This window comes from Aeromonas simiae, from assembly GCF_014892695.1.
Classification (GTDB): domain Bacteria; phylum Pseudomonadota; class Gammaproteobacteria; order Enterobacterales; family Aeromonadaceae; genus Aeromonas; species Aeromonas simiae.
This window is the reverse complement of sequence record NZ_CP040449.1, coordinates 2,225,876-2,242,632: the sequence shown is the minus strand read 5'-3', so window position 1 is coordinate 2,242,632 and position 16,757 is coordinate 2,225,876. Positions and strand designations below refer to the sequence as shown.

Annotated in this window: 21 protein-coding genes and 1 riboswitch; of the genes, 14 read left to right on the top strand and 7 right to left on the bottom strand. The window is 60.6% G+C overall.

The window, feature by feature from the left end; translation table 11 throughout:
- Positions 1-27: 27 nt before the first annotated feature.
- The 6 genes from cmk to pyrF all read left to right on the top strand — a co-directional run bounded on the left by cmk (position 28) and on the right by pyrF (position 5,211).
- Entirely contained in the window at positions 28-720 is a 693-nt protein-coding gene (gene cmk / locus FE240_RS10615; RefSeq protein ID WP_193000810.1) for a (d)CMP kinase, read from the top strand.
- Positions 721-816: 96 nt separating this feature from the next.
- Positions 817-2,487 carry a 30S ribosomal protein S1 gene (gene rpsA / locus FE240_RS10610; protein WP_042044650.1) on the top strand — a complete coding sequence of 557 codons (1,671 nt, stop codon included), beginning with the start codon at positions 817-819 and terminating at the stop codon, positions 2,485-2,487.
- A gap of 85 nt (positions 2,488-2,572) precedes the next feature.
- The gene (ihfB, locus tag FE240_RS10605) at positions 2,573-2,857 is read left to right on the top strand and encodes an integration host factor subunit beta (protein WP_042044651.1); all 285 of its coding nucleotides are present in this window, start codon (positions 2,573-2,575) and stop codon (positions 2,855-2,857) included.
- Between the two features lie 162 nt (positions 2,858-3,019).
- Positions 3,020-3,310: a LapA family protein gene (locus FE240_RS10600; protein ID WP_193000808.1), complete on the top strand. Its 291-nt coding sequence runs from the start codon at positions 3,020-3,022 to the stop codon at positions 3,308-3,310.
- A 9-nt stretch (positions 3,311-3,319) separates the two neighbouring features.
- Positions 3,320-4,486 (top strand): lipopolysaccharide assembly protein LapB, encoded by a 1,167-nt coding sequence (gene lapB, locus FE240_RS10595; RefSeq protein ID WP_193000806.1) that lies wholly within the window; start codon positions 3,320-3,322, stop codon positions 4,484-4,486.
- A 20-nt stretch (positions 4,487-4,506) separates the two neighbouring features.
- Positions 4,507-5,211, top strand: a complete 705-nt coding sequence (gene pyrF / locus FE240_RS10590) for an orotidine-5'-phosphate decarboxylase (protein WP_193000804.1) — start codon at positions 4,507-4,509, stop codon at positions 5,209-5,211.
- On the opposite strand, the gene rrtA is transcribed toward pyrF, so the two are convergent.
- Positions 5,183-5,755 (bottom strand): rhombosortase, encoded by a 573-nt coding sequence (gene rrtA / locus FE240_RS10585; protein ID WP_193000802.1) that lies wholly within the window; start codon positions 5,753-5,755, stop codon positions 5,183-5,185. The genes pyrF and rrtA overlap by 29 nt on opposite strands.
- On the opposite strand from rrtA, the gene FE240_RS10580 reads away from it, so the two are divergent.
- The 5 genes from FE240_RS10580 to FE240_RS10560 are packed head-to-tail and all read left to right on the top strand — an operon-like array spanning position 5,646 to position 8,535.
- Positions 5,646-6,353 (top strand): tRNA-uridine aminocarboxypropyltransferase, encoded by a 708-nt coding sequence (locus FE240_RS10580; protein WP_193000800.1) that lies wholly within the window; start codon positions 5,646-5,648, stop codon positions 6,351-6,353. The two genes, rrtA and FE240_RS10580, sit on opposite strands and share 110 nt — an antisense overlap.
- A gap of 1 nt (position 6,354) precedes the next feature.
- Positions 6,355-7,047 carry a 7-cyano-7-deazaguanine synthase QueC gene (gene queC, locus FE240_RS10575; RefSeq protein WP_193000798.1) on the top strand — a complete coding sequence of 231 codons (693 nt, stop codon included), beginning with the start codon at positions 6,355-6,357 and terminating at the stop codon, positions 7,045-7,047.
- A gap of 35 nt (positions 7,048-7,082) precedes the next feature.
- Positions 7,083-7,754: a 7-carboxy-7-deazaguanine synthase QueE gene (gene queE / locus FE240_RS10570; protein ID WP_226799137.1), complete on the top strand. Its 672-nt coding sequence runs from the start codon at positions 7,083-7,085 to the stop codon at positions 7,752-7,754.
- A complete protein-coding gene (locus FE240_RS10565) occupies positions 7,754-7,978 on the top strand; it encodes a DUF3820 family protein (RefSeq protein WP_193000794.1) in 225 nt (74 codons plus the stop codon). The genes queE and FE240_RS10565 overlap by 1 nt, the downstream gene beginning before the upstream one ends.
- A complete protein-coding gene (locus tag FE240_RS10560; RefSeq protein WP_193000792.1) occupies positions 7,975-8,535 on the top strand; it encodes a cob(I)yrinic acid a,c-diamide adenosyltransferase in 561 nt (186 codons plus the stop codon). Before FE240_RS10565 ends, FE240_RS10560 begins: the two co-directional genes overlap by 4 nt.
- Before the next feature lie 46 nt (positions 8,536-8,581).
- On the opposite strand, the gene FE240_RS10555 is transcribed toward FE240_RS10560, so the two are convergent.
- On the bottom strand, positions 8,582-8,986 hold the full coding sequence (locus FE240_RS10555) for an H-NS family histone-like protein (RefSeq protein WP_193000790.1): 405 nt from the start codon (positions 8,984-8,986) through the stop codon (positions 8,582-8,584).
- A gap of 301 nt (positions 8,987-9,287) precedes the next feature.
- Positions 9,288-9,459, top strand: a riboswitch (Lysine riboswitch).
- Between the two features lie 85 nt (positions 9,460-9,544).
- Between FE240_RS10555 and FE240_RS10550 the strand changes: the two genes are divergently transcribed.
- The 3 genes from FE240_RS10550 (at position 9,545) to mltB (ending at position 13,001) form a co-directional block, all read left to right on the top strand.
- Positions 9,545-11,119 (top strand): Na+/H+ antiporter NhaC family protein, encoded by a 1,575-nt coding sequence (locus tag FE240_RS10550; RefSeq protein ID WP_193000788.1) that lies wholly within the window; start codon positions 9,545-9,547, stop codon positions 11,117-11,119.
- 76 nt (positions 11,120-11,195) lie between these two features.
- Positions 11,196-11,780: a thymidine kinase gene (locus FE240_RS10545; RefSeq protein WP_193000786.1), complete on the top strand. Its 585-nt coding sequence runs from the start codon at positions 11,196-11,198 to the stop codon at positions 11,778-11,780.
- 144 nt (positions 11,781-11,924) lie between these two features.
- The gene (mltB, locus tag FE240_RS10540; RefSeq protein WP_193000784.1) at positions 11,925-13,001 is read left to right on the top strand and encodes a lytic murein transglycosylase B; all 1,077 of its coding nucleotides are present in this window, start codon (positions 11,925-11,927) and stop codon (positions 12,999-13,001) included.
- Positions 13,002-13,060: 59 nt separating this feature from the next.
- On the opposite strand, the gene FE240_RS10535 is transcribed toward mltB, so the two are convergent.
- The 5 genes from FE240_RS10535 to hisA all read right to left on the bottom strand — a co-directional run bounded on the left by FE240_RS10535 (position 13,061) and on the right by hisA (position 16,756).
- Entirely contained in the window at positions 13,061-14,032 is a 972-nt protein-coding gene (locus FE240_RS10535; protein WP_226798788.1) for a pirin family protein, read from the bottom strand.
- Positions 14,033-14,371: a GlpM family protein gene (locus tag FE240_RS10530; protein ID WP_193000782.1), complete on the bottom strand. Its 339-nt coding sequence runs from the start codon at positions 14,369-14,371 to the stop codon at positions 14,033-14,035.
- Positions 14,372-14,607: 236 nt separating this feature from the next.
- Positions 14,608-15,225 carry a bifunctional phosphoribosyl-AMP cyclohydrolase/phosphoribosyl-ATP diphosphatase HisIE gene (hisIE, locus tag FE240_RS10525; RefSeq protein ID WP_042044666.1) on the bottom strand — a complete coding sequence of 206 codons (618 nt, stop codon included), beginning with the start codon at positions 15,223-15,225 and terminating at the stop codon, positions 14,608-14,610.
- A gap of 11 nt (positions 15,226-15,236) precedes the next feature.
- Positions 15,237-16,010, bottom strand: a complete 774-nt coding sequence (hisF, locus tag FE240_RS10520; protein ID WP_042044667.1) for an imidazole glycerol phosphate synthase subunit HisF — start codon at positions 16,008-16,010, stop codon at positions 15,237-15,239.
- On the bottom strand, positions 16,010-16,756 hold the full coding sequence (gene hisA / locus FE240_RS10515) for a 1-(5-phosphoribosyl)-5-[(5-phosphoribosylamino)methylideneamino]imidazole-4-carboxamide isomerase (protein WP_193000780.1): 747 nt from the start codon (positions 16,754-16,756) through the stop codon (positions 16,010-16,012). Before hisA ends, hisF begins: the two co-directional genes overlap by 1 nt.
- Between the last annotated feature and the right edge of the window lies 1 nt (position 16,757).

The following is a 16,757-nucleotide window of genomic DNA, read 5'->3' as shown; positions in this document are numbered from 1 at the left end:
CTTGCCGGCCTTTGTTGAGGAGGATGTATGCCCAATCAGGCTCCCGTTATGACCATTGATGGCCCCAGTGGGGCAGGTAAGGGAACCCTTTGTCTGTTGCTTGCCGAACGGCTGGGCTGGCATCTGCTCGACTCGGGCGCCATCTATCGAGTACTGGCGCTGGCGGCACTGCACCATGACGTCGATGTGGAGTCAGAAGAGGCGTTGGCCCCGCTGGCGGCCCACCTCGATATCCAGTTTGTGGTGGAAGAGGGGCAGGTGCGTGCCGTGCTGGAAGGCGAAGATGTCTCTCGTACCATCCGCACCGAGCAGGTCGGCAATGCGGCGAGCAAGGTGGCCGCCTTCCCTCGTGTACGCGAAGCCTTACTGCGCCGTCAGCGGGCGTTTCGTCAGGCGCCCGGGCTCATCGCCGATGGTCGCGATATGGGGACGGTCGTCTTCCCCGATGCTGAGGTGAAAATTTTCCTCGACGCCAGCGCCGAGGAGAGGGCCCAGCGGCGACTCAAGCAGTTGCAAGAAAAGGGTTTTGATGTTAATTTTGAGCGTCTTTTGACCGAGATTAAGGAGCGTGACGACCGCGATCGCAATCGTGCCGTTGCGCCGCTGCGTCCGGCCGAGGACGCACTGGTGGTGGATTCCACCAGCATGACCATCGACGAGGTAGTGGCCGAGGTCATGGCTTACGCTGTGAGTAAATTAGGTGATGCCAGTTCGCGCTGACATCGGTTGTCTGATCCAAGGAGTGGATCAGACTAGTAAAAACAGCCCCGCTTGAGCCGGATTGCCAAGTGGATGTTTACATTTGTGACATAAACAATGACTGAATCTTTTGCTCAACTCTTTGAAGAGTCCCTGAAAGCCGTAGAAACCCGTCAGGGCTCTATCGTTAAGGGTACCGTAGTTGCCATCGAGAACGGTTTCGTTCTGGTTGACGCTGGTCTGAAGTCCGAATCCGCCATCCCGGCAGAAGAGTTCAAGAACGCCGCTGGCGAGCTGGAAATCAATGTTGGTGATCTGGTTGATGTGGCTCTGGACTCCATCGAAGATGGTTTCGGCGAAACCAAGCTGTCCCGTGAAAAAGCCAAGCGCCACGAAGCTTGGCTGCAGCTGGAGAAGGCCTACGAAGAGCAGGCTACCGTTGTCGGTATCATCAACGGCAAGGTCAAGGGTGGTTTCACCGTTGAACTGAACGGCATCCGTGCCTTCCTGCCGGGCTCCCTGGTTGACGTGCGTCCGATCCGTGACACCGCTCACCTGGAAAACAAAGAGCTGGAATTCAAGGTCATCAAGCTGGACCAGAAGCGCAACAACGTTGTGGTTTCCCGTCGTGCCGTGATCGAGACCGAGAACACCTCCGAGCGCGAAAGCCTGCTGGCTAACCTGCAAGAAGGTCAAGAAGTTAAGGGTATCGTTAAGAACCTGACCGACTACGGTGCCTTCGTTGATCTGGGCGGCGTTGACGGCCTGCTGCACATCACCGACATGGCGTGGAAGCGCGTTAAGCATCCGTCCGAGATCGTGAACGTCGGCGACGAAATCACCGTCAAGGTACTGAAGTTCGACCGCGAGCGTACCCGTGTATCCCTGGGTCTGAAGCAACTGGGCGAAGATCCCTGGGTTGCTATCGCCAAGCGCTACCCGGAAAGCACCCGCCTGACCGGTCGCGTGACCAACCTGACCGACTACGGCTGCTTCGTTGAGATCGAAGAAGGCGTTGAAGGCTTGGTTCACGTTTCCGAGATGGATTGGACCAACAAGAACATCCACCCGTCCAAGGTTGTTAACGTTGGTGACGTGGTAGAAGTCATGGTTCTGGACATCGACGAAGAGCGTCGTCGTATCTCCCTGGGTCTGAAGCAGTGCAAGGCCAACCCGTGGCAGCAGTTCGCTGAAACCCACGCCAAGGGTGACCGTGTCTCCGGTAAGATCAAGTCCATCACCGACTTCGGTATCTTCATCGGTCTGGACGGCGGCATCGACGGTCTGGTTCACCTCTCCGACATCTCCTGGAACAACCAGGGCGAAGAAGCTGTTCGCGAGTTCAAGAAGGGTGACGAGATCGAAGCCGTTGTGCTGCAAGTGGATCCGGAGCGTGAGCGCATCTCCCTGGGCGTGAAGCAGATCGAAGAAGACCCCTTCAATAAGTACCTGTCTGACAACAAGAAAGGTGCTATCGTGAAGGGCAAGGTAACTGAAGTTGACGCTAAGGGGGCAGTGATCGAGCTGGCCGACGGCGTTGAAGGTTACCTGCGTGCTTCCGACGCTGCTCGTGACCGCGTAGAGGATGCCACTCTGATCCTGTCCGTTGGTGACGAAGTTGAAGCCAAGTTCATGGGCGTTGACCGTAAGAACCGCACCGTAAGCCTGTCTGTCCGTGCTAAGGACGAGGCTGACGAGCGTGTTGCTATGGACAACCTGAACCAGCAAGATGATGCCGTGTTCAGCAACGCTATGGCTGAGGCTTTCAAGGCCGCTAAGGGTGAATAAACCCTGAAGCCATAAAAAGGGCGGCACTGCGCCGCCCTTTTTTATCTCGGACTTCAGTTGTGATTGGGAGAGGAGATTGAACGCCATGACCAAATCAGACCTCATCGAGCTACTGGCAGCCAGCCGCATGCACATGCCGGCCAAGGATGTTGAGGCCGCCGTCAAGGAGATCCTGGAACAGATGGCATCGACCCTGCAAAAGGGTGATCGTATCGAGATCCGGGGCTTTGGCAGTTTCTCCCTGCATTATCGTGCTCCGCGCGTCGGGCGTAATCCCAAGACGGGCGACAAGGTGGAACTGACCGGTAAGTATGTTCCTCACTTTAAGCCGGGCAAAGAGTTGCGCGAGCGGGTCAATTTCTCCGAGTGAGTGTTGCAGGAAACGGCATACGAAAGTATGCCTTTTTTGTTTTTACCAGACGGTTTTCTCCCTCCTGTGGCCTGTTTCCCCTGCCAGATCTGCTTTCTTGCTAGAGTCCGCTCCCTTTTTTAGGGATAATCATTAAGTTAACTGTCGCAACGGGGAAAACCTATGAAACGTATCGTGGCCCTGCTTGTTCTGGCCCTGGTGTTTATCGCGGCGCTGGCGTTAGGCTCTCAAAACGGCCAGACCGTGGTCTTTAACTACCTGCTTGCACAGGGTGAATTTTCCTTAGCCGCGCTGCTTGGCCTGTTCTTCGGCCTTGGTTTTGTGGTGGGTTGGGTGGTCTTTGCCATTCTGCTGCTGCGCCTCAAGCTGGAAAACCGGGCGCTTGGCCGCAGTGTGCGCCGCCAGTCCCGCGAGCTGGATGCCATGCACAGACCCGAGGCCGCCAAGGAATAATCGTCCTCGATGCTAGAACTACTCTTCCTGCTGCTGCCGATCGCTGCCGGCTATGGCTGGTACATGGGGCGCAGGAGCGTTCGCCAGGATACCCAGAAGCAGAGCAACCAGTTCTCCCGCCAATATGTGGCGGGTCTGAACTATCTGCTGTCTGATCAATCGGATAAGGCGGTTGACCTCTTCATCCAGTTGCTTGAGGTAGACAGCGAAACCATTGAGACCCACCTCTCTCTCGGCAACCTGTTTCGCCAACGTGGTGAAGTTGACCGTGCCATCAAGATCCATCAGAACCTCATCACCCGCCAGCTCACCATGGAGCAGCGCCAACTCGCGTTGCAGGAGCTGGCGCGCGACTTTCTGGCCGCCGGTCTGCTCGATCGGGCCGAGAAGCTGTGGCTGGAGCTGACCGAAGACAGCGACTTTGAAGAGACGGCGTTCTCCCAACTGCAACTCATCTATCAGCAGCTGCGCGACTGGGAGAAGGCGATCGGGGTTGCTGAGCGGTTGATGAAGTTTCAAGGCAAGAAACTGGCCCCTACCGTCGCCCATTACCACTGTGAGCTGGCCGATACGCAGCTACGTGACAACCAGCGCAAGCAGGCCCATGCCCGTTTTCGTAAGGCGCTATCGGTCGATCCCGGCTGTGTTCGCGCCTCCCTTGGCTTGGGCTGGCTGGCGCTGGGGGAGGGCGATCATGCTACCGCTGCCCGTGAGTTTACTCGGGTGCTGGATCAGGATGTGGACTTTGCCGGTGAGGCGTTGGGCCCGTTGTGCGAGTCGCTGGAAAAAAGCGGTGAGCCGGAGCGGATCCGCCCCTTGTTGCAGCAAGCTCAAGAGGAGAAGGCGGGCTTTTGTGTCACCCTCAAGCTGGCTGAATATGTCGAGCGGGAAGAGGGGCGCCAGTCCGCCTCCGAGCTGGTGCTGCGCCAACTTCGGCGCACCCCGTCCCTGCGTGGCTTCCACCACCTGATGGTGCTGCAACTGCGCGGCGCCGAAGAGGGGCAGGCCAAGGAGAGTCTCGCCATGCTCAAGGATCTGGTCGGCGAGCAGATCAAGATCAAAGCGACCCACAAGTGCCGTCAGTGCGGTTTTGCCACTCACTCCTTGTTCTGGCAATGCCCCTCCTGCCGGCAGTGGGGCACCATCAAGCCAGTCCGCGGTCTGGACGGCGAATGACAATACCCAAAGGAAGAGAGATGAACGATCCGAAAGTAGTGGTCGCGCTGGATTTTGCGCGCGAAGAGGATGCCCTGGCTCTGGTGGCACGCCTCTCCCCGGCCGAGTGCCGGCTCAAGGTGGGCAAGGAGATGTTCACCCTGTTTGGACCTGCATTCGTGCGTCGCTTAGTGGCGCAGGGGTTTGATGTTTTCCTCGATCTGAAATTCCACGATATCCCCAACACGGTGGCCAAGGCCATCGCCGCCAGTGCCGAGCTGGGGGTGTGGATGGTCAACGTGCATGCCAGCGGTGGCCGGCGCATGATGGAGGCTGCCAAGGCAGCATTGGCCCCCTATGGTGACAAGGCTCCCCTGCTCATCGCGGTGACCGTGCTCACCAGCATGGAGCAATCCGATCTGAACGAGCTCGGTGTGACCCTGAGTCCGGCCGAGCAGGTGCTGCGGTTGGCACGGCTGGCCAAGGATGCCGGTCTTGACGGTGTGGTCTGCTCCGCTCAGGAGGCTGAACTGCTCAAGGGTGAGCTGGGCGCCGGGTTCAAACTGGTGACGCCGGGCATCCGGCCGGCTGGCAGCGAGCAGGGTGATCAGCGCCGCATCATGACCCCCAGCCGCGCCGTGGCTGCGGGCTCCGATTACCTGGTGGTGGGCCGCCCCATCACTCAGGCGGCCGATCCAGCTCAGGTGTTAGCGCACATCAACGGCGAGCTGGCCAGCTTAGGCTGACCAGAGCGAGCACTAACCCCGCCATGCTTCCCAGCAGGTGGGACCCCACATGCACCCGGGCGCCGATCAGGGCGGCGCTCGGGCTATTCTCCCCGCCGCCCTGCCAGTCAAGCAGCAACTTGATAGCAAAACCCAGCAGCAGTAGCCGGGCGCCGCGCCGCTTGAAATAGAGATCCCGCACCAGCCCCCAGACAAACAGGCCGTGCAGTGCACCGGAGAGACCCATGTACCACTGGGTTTGCGGGCAGAGCAGCCAGATCCCGATGGTGACGCCCAATGCACCGCTGCCGAGTACCAGCAGAAGGCGGGCTGCATCGAGATCGCGACTAAACAGGGTGACCAGCACCCAGAGGCCGCAGAGGTTAAGTAGCAGGTGCCAGCCGTTGGTGTGAGCCAGGTTGCCTGTTATCATGCGCCACCATTGCCCGCCGGCGATGGCGGAGCGCTGGAACGAGATTGCATCGTTCGGCACCCAGATCCACAGCACCCATAACAGCAATGAAAGGGCGGCGGCTGCCACCCATCCGGATTTTTCAGTGAACACGACGCAAGGCTCCCGACAGGCTTCCAGCCGCTACTGTACCGATTGTCGGCGCGCACTCAAGGCTTGCCTGTGCGCGCACTTGCCCCGTATCGATAATCCGACGGCGCTGCTGGTGCTACAGCACCCCAATGAGGCGACCCACCCCAAGGGGACGGCGCATCTGCTGACGGGTAGTCTGCGGCGGGCCGAGCTGCGGGTGGGGGACGACTGGGAGCGGGATAATGCCCTGATGGCGGTGCTGACCGCGGCCCCTCACTATCTGCTGTGGCCGGATGAGACGGCGCAGCCGCTCAGTGCGCTGCCTGCCGAGCCGGCAGCCCGTTTTGTGCTGCTCGATGGCACCTGGCGCAAATGTTACCGGATGCTGATGGAGAACCCGACGCTGGCGGCGTTGCCACGGGTTGCGATTGCGCCCCGCCGCGGCCACTACCAAATTCGCAAGGCCCCCTTCAATGGGGCCCTTTCCACCCTGGAGGCGGGCTATCATCTGCTGTGCGAATGGGAGGGTGAGCCTGCACGTTATGCACCGCTCTGGCACCTGTTCGAGCGTTTCAATGCCCAGTGGCTCGCCTTCAGCCAAGCCAAACGAGGAGAATAAGATGGGAATTGCCGTCGTGGTATTCAGTGGTGGGCAGGACAGCACCACCTGTCTGGTGCAGGCATTGCAGCATTATGACGAGGTTCACGCCATCACCTTTGACTACGGCCAGCGCCATGTGGCCGAGATCGAGGTGGCCAAGGCATTGGCCGTGCGCCTCGGGGTCAAGGCCCACAAGGTGATGGATGTCTCCTTGCTCGGCGAACTGGCCCTCTCATCGCTCACCCGTGATGACATTCCGGTCAGTCGTGAGCTGCAAGACAATGGTCTGCCCAACACCTTCGTGCCGGGACGCAACATCCTGTTTTTGACCCTGGCCGCCATCTATGCCTACCAAGTTGGGGCCGAGGCGGTGATCACCGGGGTATGCGAGACCGATTTTTCCGGCTACCCGGATTGCCGCGATGAGTTCGTCAAGGCGCTCAACCACGCCGTGGCGCTGGGGATGGATCGGCCGGTGCGTTTCGAGACCCCGCTGATGTGGCTCGATAAGGCGGAGACCTGGGCCCTGGCCGACCGCTATGGCCACCTCGACACGGTGCGTCAGCACACACTCACCTGCTACAACGGTATCCAGGGGGACGGGTGTGGCGAGTGCCCGGCTTGCTTGTTGCGCGCCCGTGGCCTGAACGAATACCTAGAGCAGGGAGAGGCCGTCCGTGCCCGCCTTGCCACCAAGTTGGCGGCCGCCTGAGCCGTCCCTTCACTTTTTTCAGACAGACATTGATGATTCACTACCCGATCAACGAAATCTTCCAGACCATACAGGGGGAGGGGGTCAATACCGGCCTTCCCGCCATTTTTGTTCGCCTACAGGGCTGCCCGGTGGGGTGCCCCTGGTGCGATACCCGCCATACCTGGGTGGTCGATCCGGAGCGCCAAGTGGCGAGTCAGCAGGTGCTCGATCGCTCCAACGAGTCCGATGGCTGGAGCCCGATGAGCGCCCCTGAGGTGCTCGAGAGCTTCCGTCGCCTCGGTTACACGGCCCGGTTGGTGGTGATCACCGGTGGCGAGCCTTGCCTCTATGACTTGCGCGAACTCTCGACCCTGTTGCTGGGGGAGGGGTATGCGGTGCAAGTCGAGACCAGCGGCACCCACGAGGTACGGGTGCACGACGCCGCCTGGGTCACTGTCTCCCCCAAACTCGGTATGAAAGGGGGCTTTGCCGTACTGCCCCAGGCGCTGGCCCGGGCCAACGAGATCAAGCATCCGGTGGCCACTGAGCACCATATCGAGGAGCTCGACGAACTGCTGCATTTCGCCACGCTGCGTCCGGATGTGCAGATCGCCCTGCAACCCATCAGTCAGAAGCGGCGAGCCACCGAGCTGGCGATGAGGGTCTGTATCGAGCGCCATTGGCGGTTGTCTATTCAGACCCACAAGTATCTGGATATCGACTGATGGAGATGGATAGCCATATCCTGTTGCAACTCAATATGGCCATGCCCTATGGGAAATACCGTGGCCGGCGTCTGATTGAATTACCAGAGCCTTACCTGGTATGGATGGCACGGCAGGGATTTCCTGCCGGTAAATTGGGGCAGGCGCTGGCACTGGCCCACGAGATCAAAGTCAATGGACTGGAGCAGATGTTATTACCACTGCTCAATGGAAGAGCCCCATGAGAATATATACACGACAAGGTGACCAAGGTCAGACTCGTTTGGCCGATGGTTCCTGCTTGAGCAAAACCCATATTCGCGTCGAAAGTTATGGACTGGTGGATGAACTCAATTCCCAAATTGGTTTGCTAATTGCGAATCTGCCGGAAAATGCGACGGTTTTATCTCCCATGCTGCAATTAATTCAGCAAGAGATGTTCGATGTTGGGAGCGAATTGGCATTTCCTTGCGAGGCTCAGAATAGCGCCTTGTGGCAGGTATCGGAAATATGGACTCGGCGGCTGGAAGCGGAGATGGATCAATTTTCTGAGACGCTGCCCCCCCTGCGACAGTTCATTCTACCGGGCGGTTCACCGGCCGCGGCTCAGGCTCATGTGGTTCGTACTCTGACGCGGCGCTGCGAGCGGCAGCTGGTGCTGCTGAGTCAGCATGAGCCGCTCAATCCGGCCCTGCTGCCCTATATCAACCGCCTTAGCGACTGGTTTTTCGTGCTGGCCAGGGTGCTGCTGCAACGGGAAGGGAAAGCGGAGATCGTCTGGTGCAAGGCCAGCGAGCGCTAAAACAAAAAACCTCGCCATAAGGCGAGGTTTTTTCATGCAAAGGTACTCAGATGGCAAAATCTTCCAGTGATTTGCCCTCTTCATTAACGGCCTTAGCAATAGCAGAAGGCATGCGACCCTGGCCGGTCCAGGTTTTTTCTTGGCCGTTATCCATATAGCGGTATTTGGCCGGACGCGGTGCTCGTTTGCTACCTTTGGTTTTGCTAGGGGTGCTGGTCGTGGTGACCAGTTCACTCGGATCAATACCGGCTGCCTTCAGCATGTCGCTATATTCTTGCAGCTTGCGTTGATGTTCTTCGCGAGCGGCGCGTTCGGACGCTGCTTCCTGTTGGCGCTCTTCAATCACGCAGGTCAGTTTCTCCAAACCTTCTTGCAGTTGTTCCTGGGTCAATTCACGGCAGGCGGCGCGCAGGCTGCGAATATTTAAGAGAACCTTCAGAAAGTCGTTCATAGAGATACCACCTGATCTGTTATTGATAATAAGACTGACATATAGAGTGTCGTTTTGTAAAATTTAAACCGCCAGAATGTTTCTAGTCAAGTTAATAACTACCATCATGAAATATTTGAAATAGAAAGGGGAAATATTGAGTCGGTAGGGACGTGTTTAACCCTGAATTTGTGGAGTTATATGAGACACTTACGCTTTGGTGGTGTTTTACACTGCTTCTCGTTGTCTGGGTAGCAAATGCACAAGGGGTATCTTTATCGGTTGCGATTAATCGTCTGCTTGATAAAATGCCAACCGAATACCTTTAAGTAGAGGCGCGCTGCCTATGAGTATCCGAGCGGAGGGTGATGCCGTCGATGTTCGGGGAAAGGAGTCAGCGCCGAAGTGGCCAGGCCATCATACCGGGCTGCTGGTTCTGCATTTAAGAAGTGCAGGACTGCCATAGTCATCCACTATGGAGCGCTACCTGAAGGAGCTGAGGAGTATGCCCCCCACTGGGTCCTGTTTCTTTGATCCTACGGTAGATCTCCACCTTGTCTTTTTAGGTGTAAAGAGATCATGGACATCATTCATTTTGCGGACTCACCCTGGTCCGTGGTACCCCCGCTGCTGGCGGTCGCGCTGGCGATCACGACGCGCCGTGTGCTGCTCTCCCTTGGGGTCGGCATCCTGGCTGGCGGCCTGCTGCTCAATCATTTCTCCCCGCTCGACTCACTGCACTACCTGATGGGCACCGTGTTGAAGATCTTCTGGGTCGACGGCACCTTCAACCATGACAACATCAACATGATCCTGTTCATGTTCCTGCTCGGTGGGCTCATCAGCCTGATGACCGCCTCCGGGGCGACCCGCGCCTTTGCAGAATGGGCCGAGCGACGCGCCAAATCCCGTCAGGGAGCCAAGGCGCTGACCGGTCTGATGGTGTTTGCCTTCTTCATCGACGACTTCTTCCACAGTCTTTCGGTGGGGGCTATTTGCCGCCCGGTGACCGATCGCTTCCAGATCTCCCGCGCCAAGTTGGCCTATCTGCTCGACTCCACCGCGGCTCCGGTCTGCGTACTGATGCCGATTTCATCGTGGGGGGCCTACATCATCGCCCTGATTGGCGGCATCATGGCGGCCCACGGGGTCTCCGATGTGAGCCCCATCTCCGCCTTTGTGCAGATGGTGCCGATGAACCTCTATGCGGTCTTCACCCTCATCATGGTGCTGGTGGTGATTGCGTTTCAGCTCGACATCGGTGCGATGCGCCAGCATGAGCAGTGGGCCCTCGAGGGCAAGCTGTGGGATGAGTCTAAAGGCCGCCCCATCGGTCTGGACATGGAAGCGCCCAAGGATAGCCGTGGCAGCATGCTCGACATGGTGTTGCCGATCCTGACCCTGACCGCCGCCACCGTCTACTTCATGATTGACTCCGGCGCTGCCGTATTGGCCGAAAATGGTGAGCCGTTCAGCCTGCTCGGTTCGTTTGAGAACACCAATGTCGGCTCTTCCCTGGTCTATGGGGCCCTGTGCAGCCTGGCGGTCTCCATCGCGCTGGCCCTGCGCCTCAAGCTCGATGCCAAGACCTGGCTGCGTACTGCGCCGCAAGGGGTGATGGCAATGCTGCCGGCTATCAACATCTTGCTGTTTGCCTGGACCATCGGTGCCGTGGTGCGCGATGTGGAGACCGGTAAGTACTTAGCCAGCCTGGCCAACGGCAACCTGCCGATCGAGGTGCTGCCGGCCGTGGTGTTTGTGCTCTCCTGCGCCATGGCGTTTGCCACCGGTACCAGTTGGGGCACGTTCGGCATCATGCTGCCGCTGGCCGGTGACATGGCGGCCGCCAGCGACATCGCCCTGTTGCTGCCGATGTTGGCGGCGGTGCTGGCTGGCGCCGTGTTTGGCGACCATAGCTCGCCCATCTCCAGCACCAGCATCCTCTCCGCGACCGGGGCGGGCTGCCATCACATCGATCACGTGATGACTCAGTTGCCCTACGCCCTCTCGGTGGCCTTCGGGGCGGCGCTCGGTTACCTCGCCATGGGGCTGATGCACTCCGTGCTGGCCGGCTTCCTGATCAGTGCCCTGTGGTTTGTGCTGTTTTGCGTCTACCACATCCGGCGTAACCAGCCGGTGCTGGCGACCGCATAATGACGCGAGGGGGCCTTAAGGGCCCCCTCGCTTTTGTGATAGACTCCGCGGCTGAATTTTACTGGCGGGATCCCTGATGGCCTCTTTGCATTACAAATTTGCCGCGATGAACTCTGGCAAGTCGACCCAGCTTATCCAGGCTCACTTCAACTATCTCGAGCGCGGCATGCGCCCGCTGGCCATGACGCCAGCCATCGACGATCGCTTCGGAGTGGGGGTCATCTCGGCTCGGGTTGGCCTTGAACTGAAGGTGGAGGTGTTCAGTGAAAGCAGCGATCTGCTGGCGCTGATCCGTGAGCGCCATGCCCGCGAGCCCATCGATGTCTTCATCGTCGACGAGGCCCAGTTTCTTACCCGAGAGCAGGTCTACCAGCTGGCCAGCATCGTCGATGATCTCAACATTCCGGTCATCGCCTATGGCCTCAAGACTGACTTTCGCGCCGAGCTGTTTCCCGGCTCCTACCACCTGCTCTGCCTGGCCGACAAGGTCGAGGAGCTCAAGAGCATCTGCTGGTGTGGCAACAAGGCACACATGAACGCCAGGGTCAGTGAAGCCGGTGAGGTGATGCGCGACGGCGCTCAGGTCGAGATCGGTGGCAATGACCGTTATGTCTCCTTGTGTCGCAAGCACTATCTGGATGGCAAGGCCTATCTCGACTGACACCAAGGCTGAGGGGGGCGCCGTCGCGGTCGTTTATCATGGCGACGCCAGAAAATGGCAACTTCCCCCCTGAATCGGATTTGTTCGGTATCGACAATGCTTTACCATGATGCACTGTTCTTCTGCCAGCGTTATGAGTCCACCATGCGTCACCTGCTTTTTCTCTTCTCACTGACCCCTTTTCTCTATGCCTGCAGCAGTGAGCCGCAGCCGCCTGCGCCGCAGCAGCCACCCGCGGTGGTGAAGGGGGGCTTCTTGCTTGAGCCCTCCCATGTGCAGGGCACGCTCGGCGGCGACTTTGCTTTCAACCAGAATGCCAACCGCTTCATCGATAAGATGGTGCAAAAGCACGGCTTCGATCGCCAGCAGTTGCATGACGTGCTCTCGCAGGCCGAGCGGCTGGATTGGGTTATTCGCCTGATGGACAGGCAGGCCCCCACCACCCGGCAGCCGAGTGGCCCGACCGGCGCCTGGGTGCGCTACCGCAACCAGTTCATCACGCCGCAGCAGATCGCGCTGGGCAGTGACTTCTGGAACCAGTATGAGGATGCCCTCAACCGTGCCTATGCCGAATATGGGGTGCCGCCCGAGATCATCGTCGGCATCATCGGGGTTGAGACTCGCTGGGGACGGGTGATGGGTAAGACCCGCATCCTCGATGCGCTGGCCACCTTGGCATTCGACTATCCGCGCCGGGCGGCCTTCTTTGAAGGGGAGCTCGAGGTGTTCTTGCTGATGGCCAGAAACGAAGGGGTCGATCCGCTCGATCTGCGTGGCTCCTACGCCGGCGCCATGGGCTATGGCCAGTTCATGCCCTCGTCGTTCAAGGCCTATGCGGTCGATTTCAACCACAACGGTCACACCAACCTGTGGGACCCGGTGGACGCCATCGGCAGCGTGGCTAACTACTTCAAGGCCCATGGCTGGCGCAAGGGGCAACCGGTGGCGGTGCCCGCCAGCGGCCAGGCGCCTGGGCTCGAGCACGGCTTCCAGACCCGCTACAGCATGGCGACCCTGGCCTCGGCCGGCCTCACGCCGCAGGGCTCGACCGGGAGCTACAAGGAGGCGAGCCTGCTGCGCCTGGATATGGGCAGCGGCTACCAGTACTGGTACGGCCTGCCCAACTTCTACGCCATTACCCGTTACAACCACAGCACCCACTACGCCATGGCGGTGTGGCAGTTGGGCGAGGCGGTGCGCAAGGCGCGGTACGGCTACTGACACCAGCAGATGAGAAAGGGGCCCATAAGGGCCCCTTTTTTGTGGGGAGCAGCGCGGCCCTACTTCCAGGGGAGCGGCGGGGAGATAAGGCGCGGCCCGTCATAGCCGGGTACCGGGCCGAAACGGCGGCTGCCGCTGCGCCACTCTTCATCGGCCTGGGTGATGGCGGCGCGATCGCGGCTGACAAAGTTCCACCAGATGGTGGGCTCGAGGGCCAGCGGCTCGCCGCCGATGAGCAGCAGCCGGGCGCCGGGGGCGAGCTGCACCTCGACACTCTGTCGCTCGGGGGCCAGATAAGCCAGATGCTCGGCGGCCAGCGGGGTGCCATCAATGGTCACGCTACCCTCAAGGGGGAACAGGCCATGCTCGAAGTGAACGTTGAGGGGCAGGGTCAGCCGGGCGCCGGCCGGGGCGTGAATATCCAGCCCGATGAGGGGGGAGAAGGCGAGGGTAGGGGCCTGGTGGCCGTCGTGCTCGCCGATGAGCAGCGTCAGCTCGGCCCCCTGCTCCTGCCAGCGCGGCAGGGTCGGGTAGTGATCAAAGCGCGGCGCCATCTCTTCTTGCTCCGGCGGCAGCACCAGCCACAGTTGGGCGGCGTGCAGGCGCGCCGTGTCTGGCACCGACTCCTCTGTGTGAACAATGCCGTGCCCTGCGCTCATCAGGTTGACCTGGCCCGGTCGGATCAGTTGCAGACTGCCGAGGCTGTCTTTGTGCAGGATCTCCCCCTCAATCATCCAGGTGAAGGTCTGCAAGCGGATGTGGGGATGAGGGCCGACATCGAGGCCGCGTTCGCCCGGGGCAAACTCGGCTGGGCCGATGTGATCGAGAAAGCACCAAGGGCCTATGGTGCGCCGCTCCTTGACCGGCAGCACTCGGGCGACCGGGATGCCGCCCACGTCAGTGGTGCGCGGAGAGATGGATTGCCAGTGGGACATGAAGATCTCCGGGTAGTGGGGTTCGGCACCAGTGTAGCCGCTCTTGGTGCTCGATAACGGGATCTCTGGCGTACGGTGCGACAGTGGTGAACGCATTCAGGCCAGTCGTCCCCAGCCCCAGATGAGCAGAGCGGCGGCCAGCATCCAGATCAGAGTGGCACTGAGCAGGGTAACGGTGAGGCTGGTGCGCACCGACAGATACCAGACCGCCAGTAGATAGAGGGCGTAGGGGAGCAGGGCCGCCAAGCCGAACAGGGCGGTGCCTTGTAGTAGCGCCGGGCCCCGCTCACGGCCGACGATGGCGTGGGCGATCAGGGCGAAGGTGGGAAACAGCGGCACCAACCCGGCCAGCATGGCGTGACGGCTTTGGGAGAGCAGGGCGATGAGCAGCACGGCAAGGGCGCCGAGGGATGATTTCAACAACAGCGGGATCATGAGGCCTCCATGGCAGAGGGCTTATGCTAGCGCCGCACTTTCTCCCTCGCAATCGACCCTTCTTGCGGCGCCAAAGTGGTGATAGCCTCCCTAGCCTCCCTAGCCTCCCTAGCCTCCCTAGCCTCCCTAGCCTCCCTAGCCTCCCTAGCCTCCCTAGCCTCCCTAGCCTCCCTAGCCTCCCTAGCCGCCCTTGCTTGGGGTTAAAAAAACGGGCCTTGTGGCCCGTTTTATCTCTCTTATTTCTGGTGGCGCTGGTTGAGGCACTGCACCACGTCTTGCAGGGCCAGCCCCTCGTTTTGCAGCAGCACCGTCAGGTGATAGAGCAGATCCGCCGACTCGTTGATGAGCTCTTCCCGATCCTTGGCCATGGCGGCCAGCGCCACCTCGACCCCCTCTTCCCCCACCTTCTGGGCGATGCGCTTGGTGCCCTTGCCGTAGAGGCGAGCGGTGTAGCTGCTCTCGGGGTCGGCCCCCTTGCGCGCGGCCAGCAGTTGCTCGAGCTCGGCCAAGAAGCCCAGCGGCGGCACGGGGTGCCCCTCGAAGCAGGAAACGTTGCCCAGATGGCAGGTGGGGCCGACCGGCTCGGCGGCGATCAGCAGGCTGTCGCGGTCGCAGTCGGTGGTGATGGCCTGGAGGGCGAGCACGTGGCCCGAGCTCTCCCCCTTGGTCCAGAGCCGCTGCTTGCTGCGGCTAAAGAAGGTGACCTGGCCGGTGGCGAGGGTCTTTGCCAGGGCTTCTTGGTTCATGAACCCCTGCATCAGCACCTGGCCGCTGTGGGCGTGTTGCACGATGGCCGGGATCAGATTGTCACACTTGGCCCAGTCCAGGCTCTCGATAGCAAAAGCGATAGTCATGTCACGCCTCCTTAACTGCGAATGGCGATGCCTTGGCCCTTGAGCCAGGACTTGAGTTCGGGAATGGGGATGATCCCCTTGTGAAAGACGGACGCGGCCAGGGCGCCGTCCACATCAGCCAGGGTGAAGGCGTCGCGAAAGTGCTCCATGGCGCCGGCGCCGCCCGAGGCGATCAGCGGCACCTTGCACAGGGCGCGCACCGCCTTGAGCTGTTCGATGTCATAGCCCTGGCGCATGCCGTCCTGATTCATGACGTTGAGCACTATCTCTCCGGCGCCGCGTTGTTGCACCTCCTGCACCCACTCAGGAGTGGTCCAGGTGGTGGTGCGGGTGCGGCTCTCGTCACCGGTGAACTGCTTGACCTGATATTGGCCGGTTTGCGCGTCGAAATAGGAGTCGATGCCGACCACCACACACTGCACGCCGAAGCGCTCGGCCAGCCGGGTGATGAGGGTCGGATCGGCCAGGGCCGGCGAGTTGATAGAGACCTTGTCGGCGCCAAATTCGAGCACCTGGCGGGCATCCTCGATGCTCTTGATGCCGCCGGCGACGCAGAAGGGGATGTCGATCACCTCGGCCACCCGGCTGACCCAGCTCTTGTCGACCACCCGGGCATCGCTCGAGGCGGTGATGTCATAAAAGACCAGCTCGTCGGCCCCCTCGGCCGCGTAGCGGCGGGCCAGCTCGACGATATCGCCCATCACCTCGTGGTTGCGAAACTGTACCCCTTTGACCACCACGCCATCTTTGACGTCGAGGCAGGGAATAATACGGCGTGCCAGCATCAGCGTACCTCCTGGCTGGCCCAGCAGGCGATTGCCTCGGCCACGGTGAATTTCCCCTCGAGCAGGGCGCGCCCGAGGATGATGCCCCCCACGCCCGACCCCTTGAGGGCCTCGATGTCGGCGAGTGAGCCGATGCCGCCGGAGGCCTGGAAGGCCACCTGCGGGAAGCGGGCGCAGAGATCCCGGTAGAGCTCTACATTGGTGCCGGCTAGGGTGCCGTCACGGCTGATGTCGGTGCACAGCACGTGCTTGAGCCCGGCGGGCAGGAAGGTTTCGATGAGCGACTCAATCGTGGTGTCGCTCTGCTCCTGCCAGCCGGCCACCGCGATGCGGCGCACCCCGTCGGGGCCGATGTTGACATCGAGCGCGAGCACGATGCGCTCGGCGCCGTACTTCTCCATCCATCCCATTACCATGGCCGGGCTCTTGACGGCGGTGGAGCCCACCACCACCCGGTTGGCGCCGGCGTCGAGCAAATCAACCAGATCCTGCTCGCTGCGCACGCCGCCGCCGATCTGCACCGGCGCTGCGGTATGGGCCAGCAGCGCCCGGATCAGGGGCAGTTGGCGCGCCGCCGTGTTCTTGGCGCCGTCGAGATCGACTAAGTGCAGCTGGGCGGCGCCCTGTGCCACGTAGTCATCAAAGCGCCCCTGGGGGTCGCTCGAGTATTCGGTCTTCTGGCCGTAGTCCCCCTGATAGAGGCGCACCACCTGACCGTTAATCAAATCAATGGCGGGAATGATCATC

What these genes read in the sequence shown, in the direction of transcription:
- cmk (WP_193000810.1), top strand. Translation starts at nt 28, where the DNA reads ATGCCCAATCAGGCTCCCGTTATGACCATTGATGGCCCCAGTGGGGCA.
- rpsA (WP_042044650.1), top strand. Translation starts at nt 817, where the DNA reads ATGACTGAATCTTTTGCTCAACTCTTTGAAGAGTCCCTGAAAGCCGTA.
- ihfB (WP_042044651.1), top strand. Translation starts at nt 2,573, where the DNA reads ATGACCAAATCAGACCTCATCGAGCTACTGGCAGCCAGCCGCATGCAC.
- FE240_RS10600 (WP_193000808.1), top strand. Translation starts at nt 3,020, where the DNA reads ATGAAACGTATCGTGGCCCTGCTTGTTCTGGCCCTGGTGTTTATCGCG.
- lapB (WP_193000806.1), top strand. Translation starts at nt 3,320, where the DNA reads ATGCTAGAACTACTCTTCCTGCTGCTGCCGATCGCTGCCGGCTATGGC.
- pyrF (WP_193000804.1), top strand. Translation starts at nt 4,507, where the DNA reads ATGAACGATCCGAAAGTAGTGGTCGCGCTGGATTTTGCGCGCGAAGAG.
- FE240_RS10580 (WP_193000800.1), top strand. Translation starts at nt 5,646, where the DNA reads ATGGCGGAGCGCTGGAACGAGATTGCATCGTTCGGCACCCAGATCCAC.
- queC (WP_193000798.1), top strand. Translation starts at nt 6,355, where the DNA reads ATGGGAATTGCCGTCGTGGTATTCAGTGGTGGGCAGGACAGCACCACC.
- FE240_RS10565 (WP_193000794.1), top strand. Translation starts at nt 7,754, where the DNA reads ATGGAGATGGATAGCCATATCCTGTTGCAACTCAATATGGCCATGCCC.
- FE240_RS10560 (WP_193000792.1), top strand. Translation starts at nt 7,975, where the DNA reads ATGAGAATATATACACGACAAGGTGACCAAGGTCAGACTCGTTTGGCC.
- FE240_RS10555 (WP_193000790.1), bottom strand. Translation starts at nt 8,986, where the DNA reads ATGAACGACTTTCTGAAGGTTCTCTTAAATATTCGCAGCCTGCGCGCC.
- FE240_RS10550 (WP_193000788.1), top strand. Translation starts at nt 9,545, where the DNA reads ATGGACATCATTCATTTTGCGGACTCACCCTGGTCCGTGGTACCCCCG.
- FE240_RS10545 (WP_193000786.1), top strand. Translation starts at nt 11,196, where the DNA reads ATGGCCTCTTTGCATTACAAATTTGCCGCGATGAACTCTGGCAAGTCG.
- mltB (WP_193000784.1), top strand. Translation starts at nt 11,925, where the DNA reads ATGCGTCACCTGCTTTTTCTCTTCTCACTGACCCCTTTTCTCTATGCC.
- FE240_RS10535 (WP_226798788.1), bottom strand. Translation starts at nt 14,032, where the DNA reads ATGCGTTCACCACTGTCGCACCGTACGCCAGAGATCCCGTTATCGAGC.
- FE240_RS10530 (WP_193000782.1), bottom strand. Translation starts at nt 14,371, where the DNA reads ATGATCCCGCTGTTGTTGAAATCATCCCTCGGCGCCCTTGCCGTGCTG.
- hisIE (WP_042044666.1), bottom strand. Translation starts at nt 15,225, where the DNA reads ATGACTATCGCTTTTGCTATCGAGAGCCTGGACTGGGCCAAGTGTGAC.
- hisF (WP_042044667.1), bottom strand. Translation starts at nt 16,010, where the DNA reads ATGCTGGCACGCCGTATTATTCCCTGCCTCGACGTCAAAGATGGCGTG.
- hisA (WP_193000780.1), bottom strand. Translation starts at nt 16,756, where the DNA reads ATGATCATTCCCGCCATTGATTTGATTAACGGTCAGGTGGTGCGCCTC.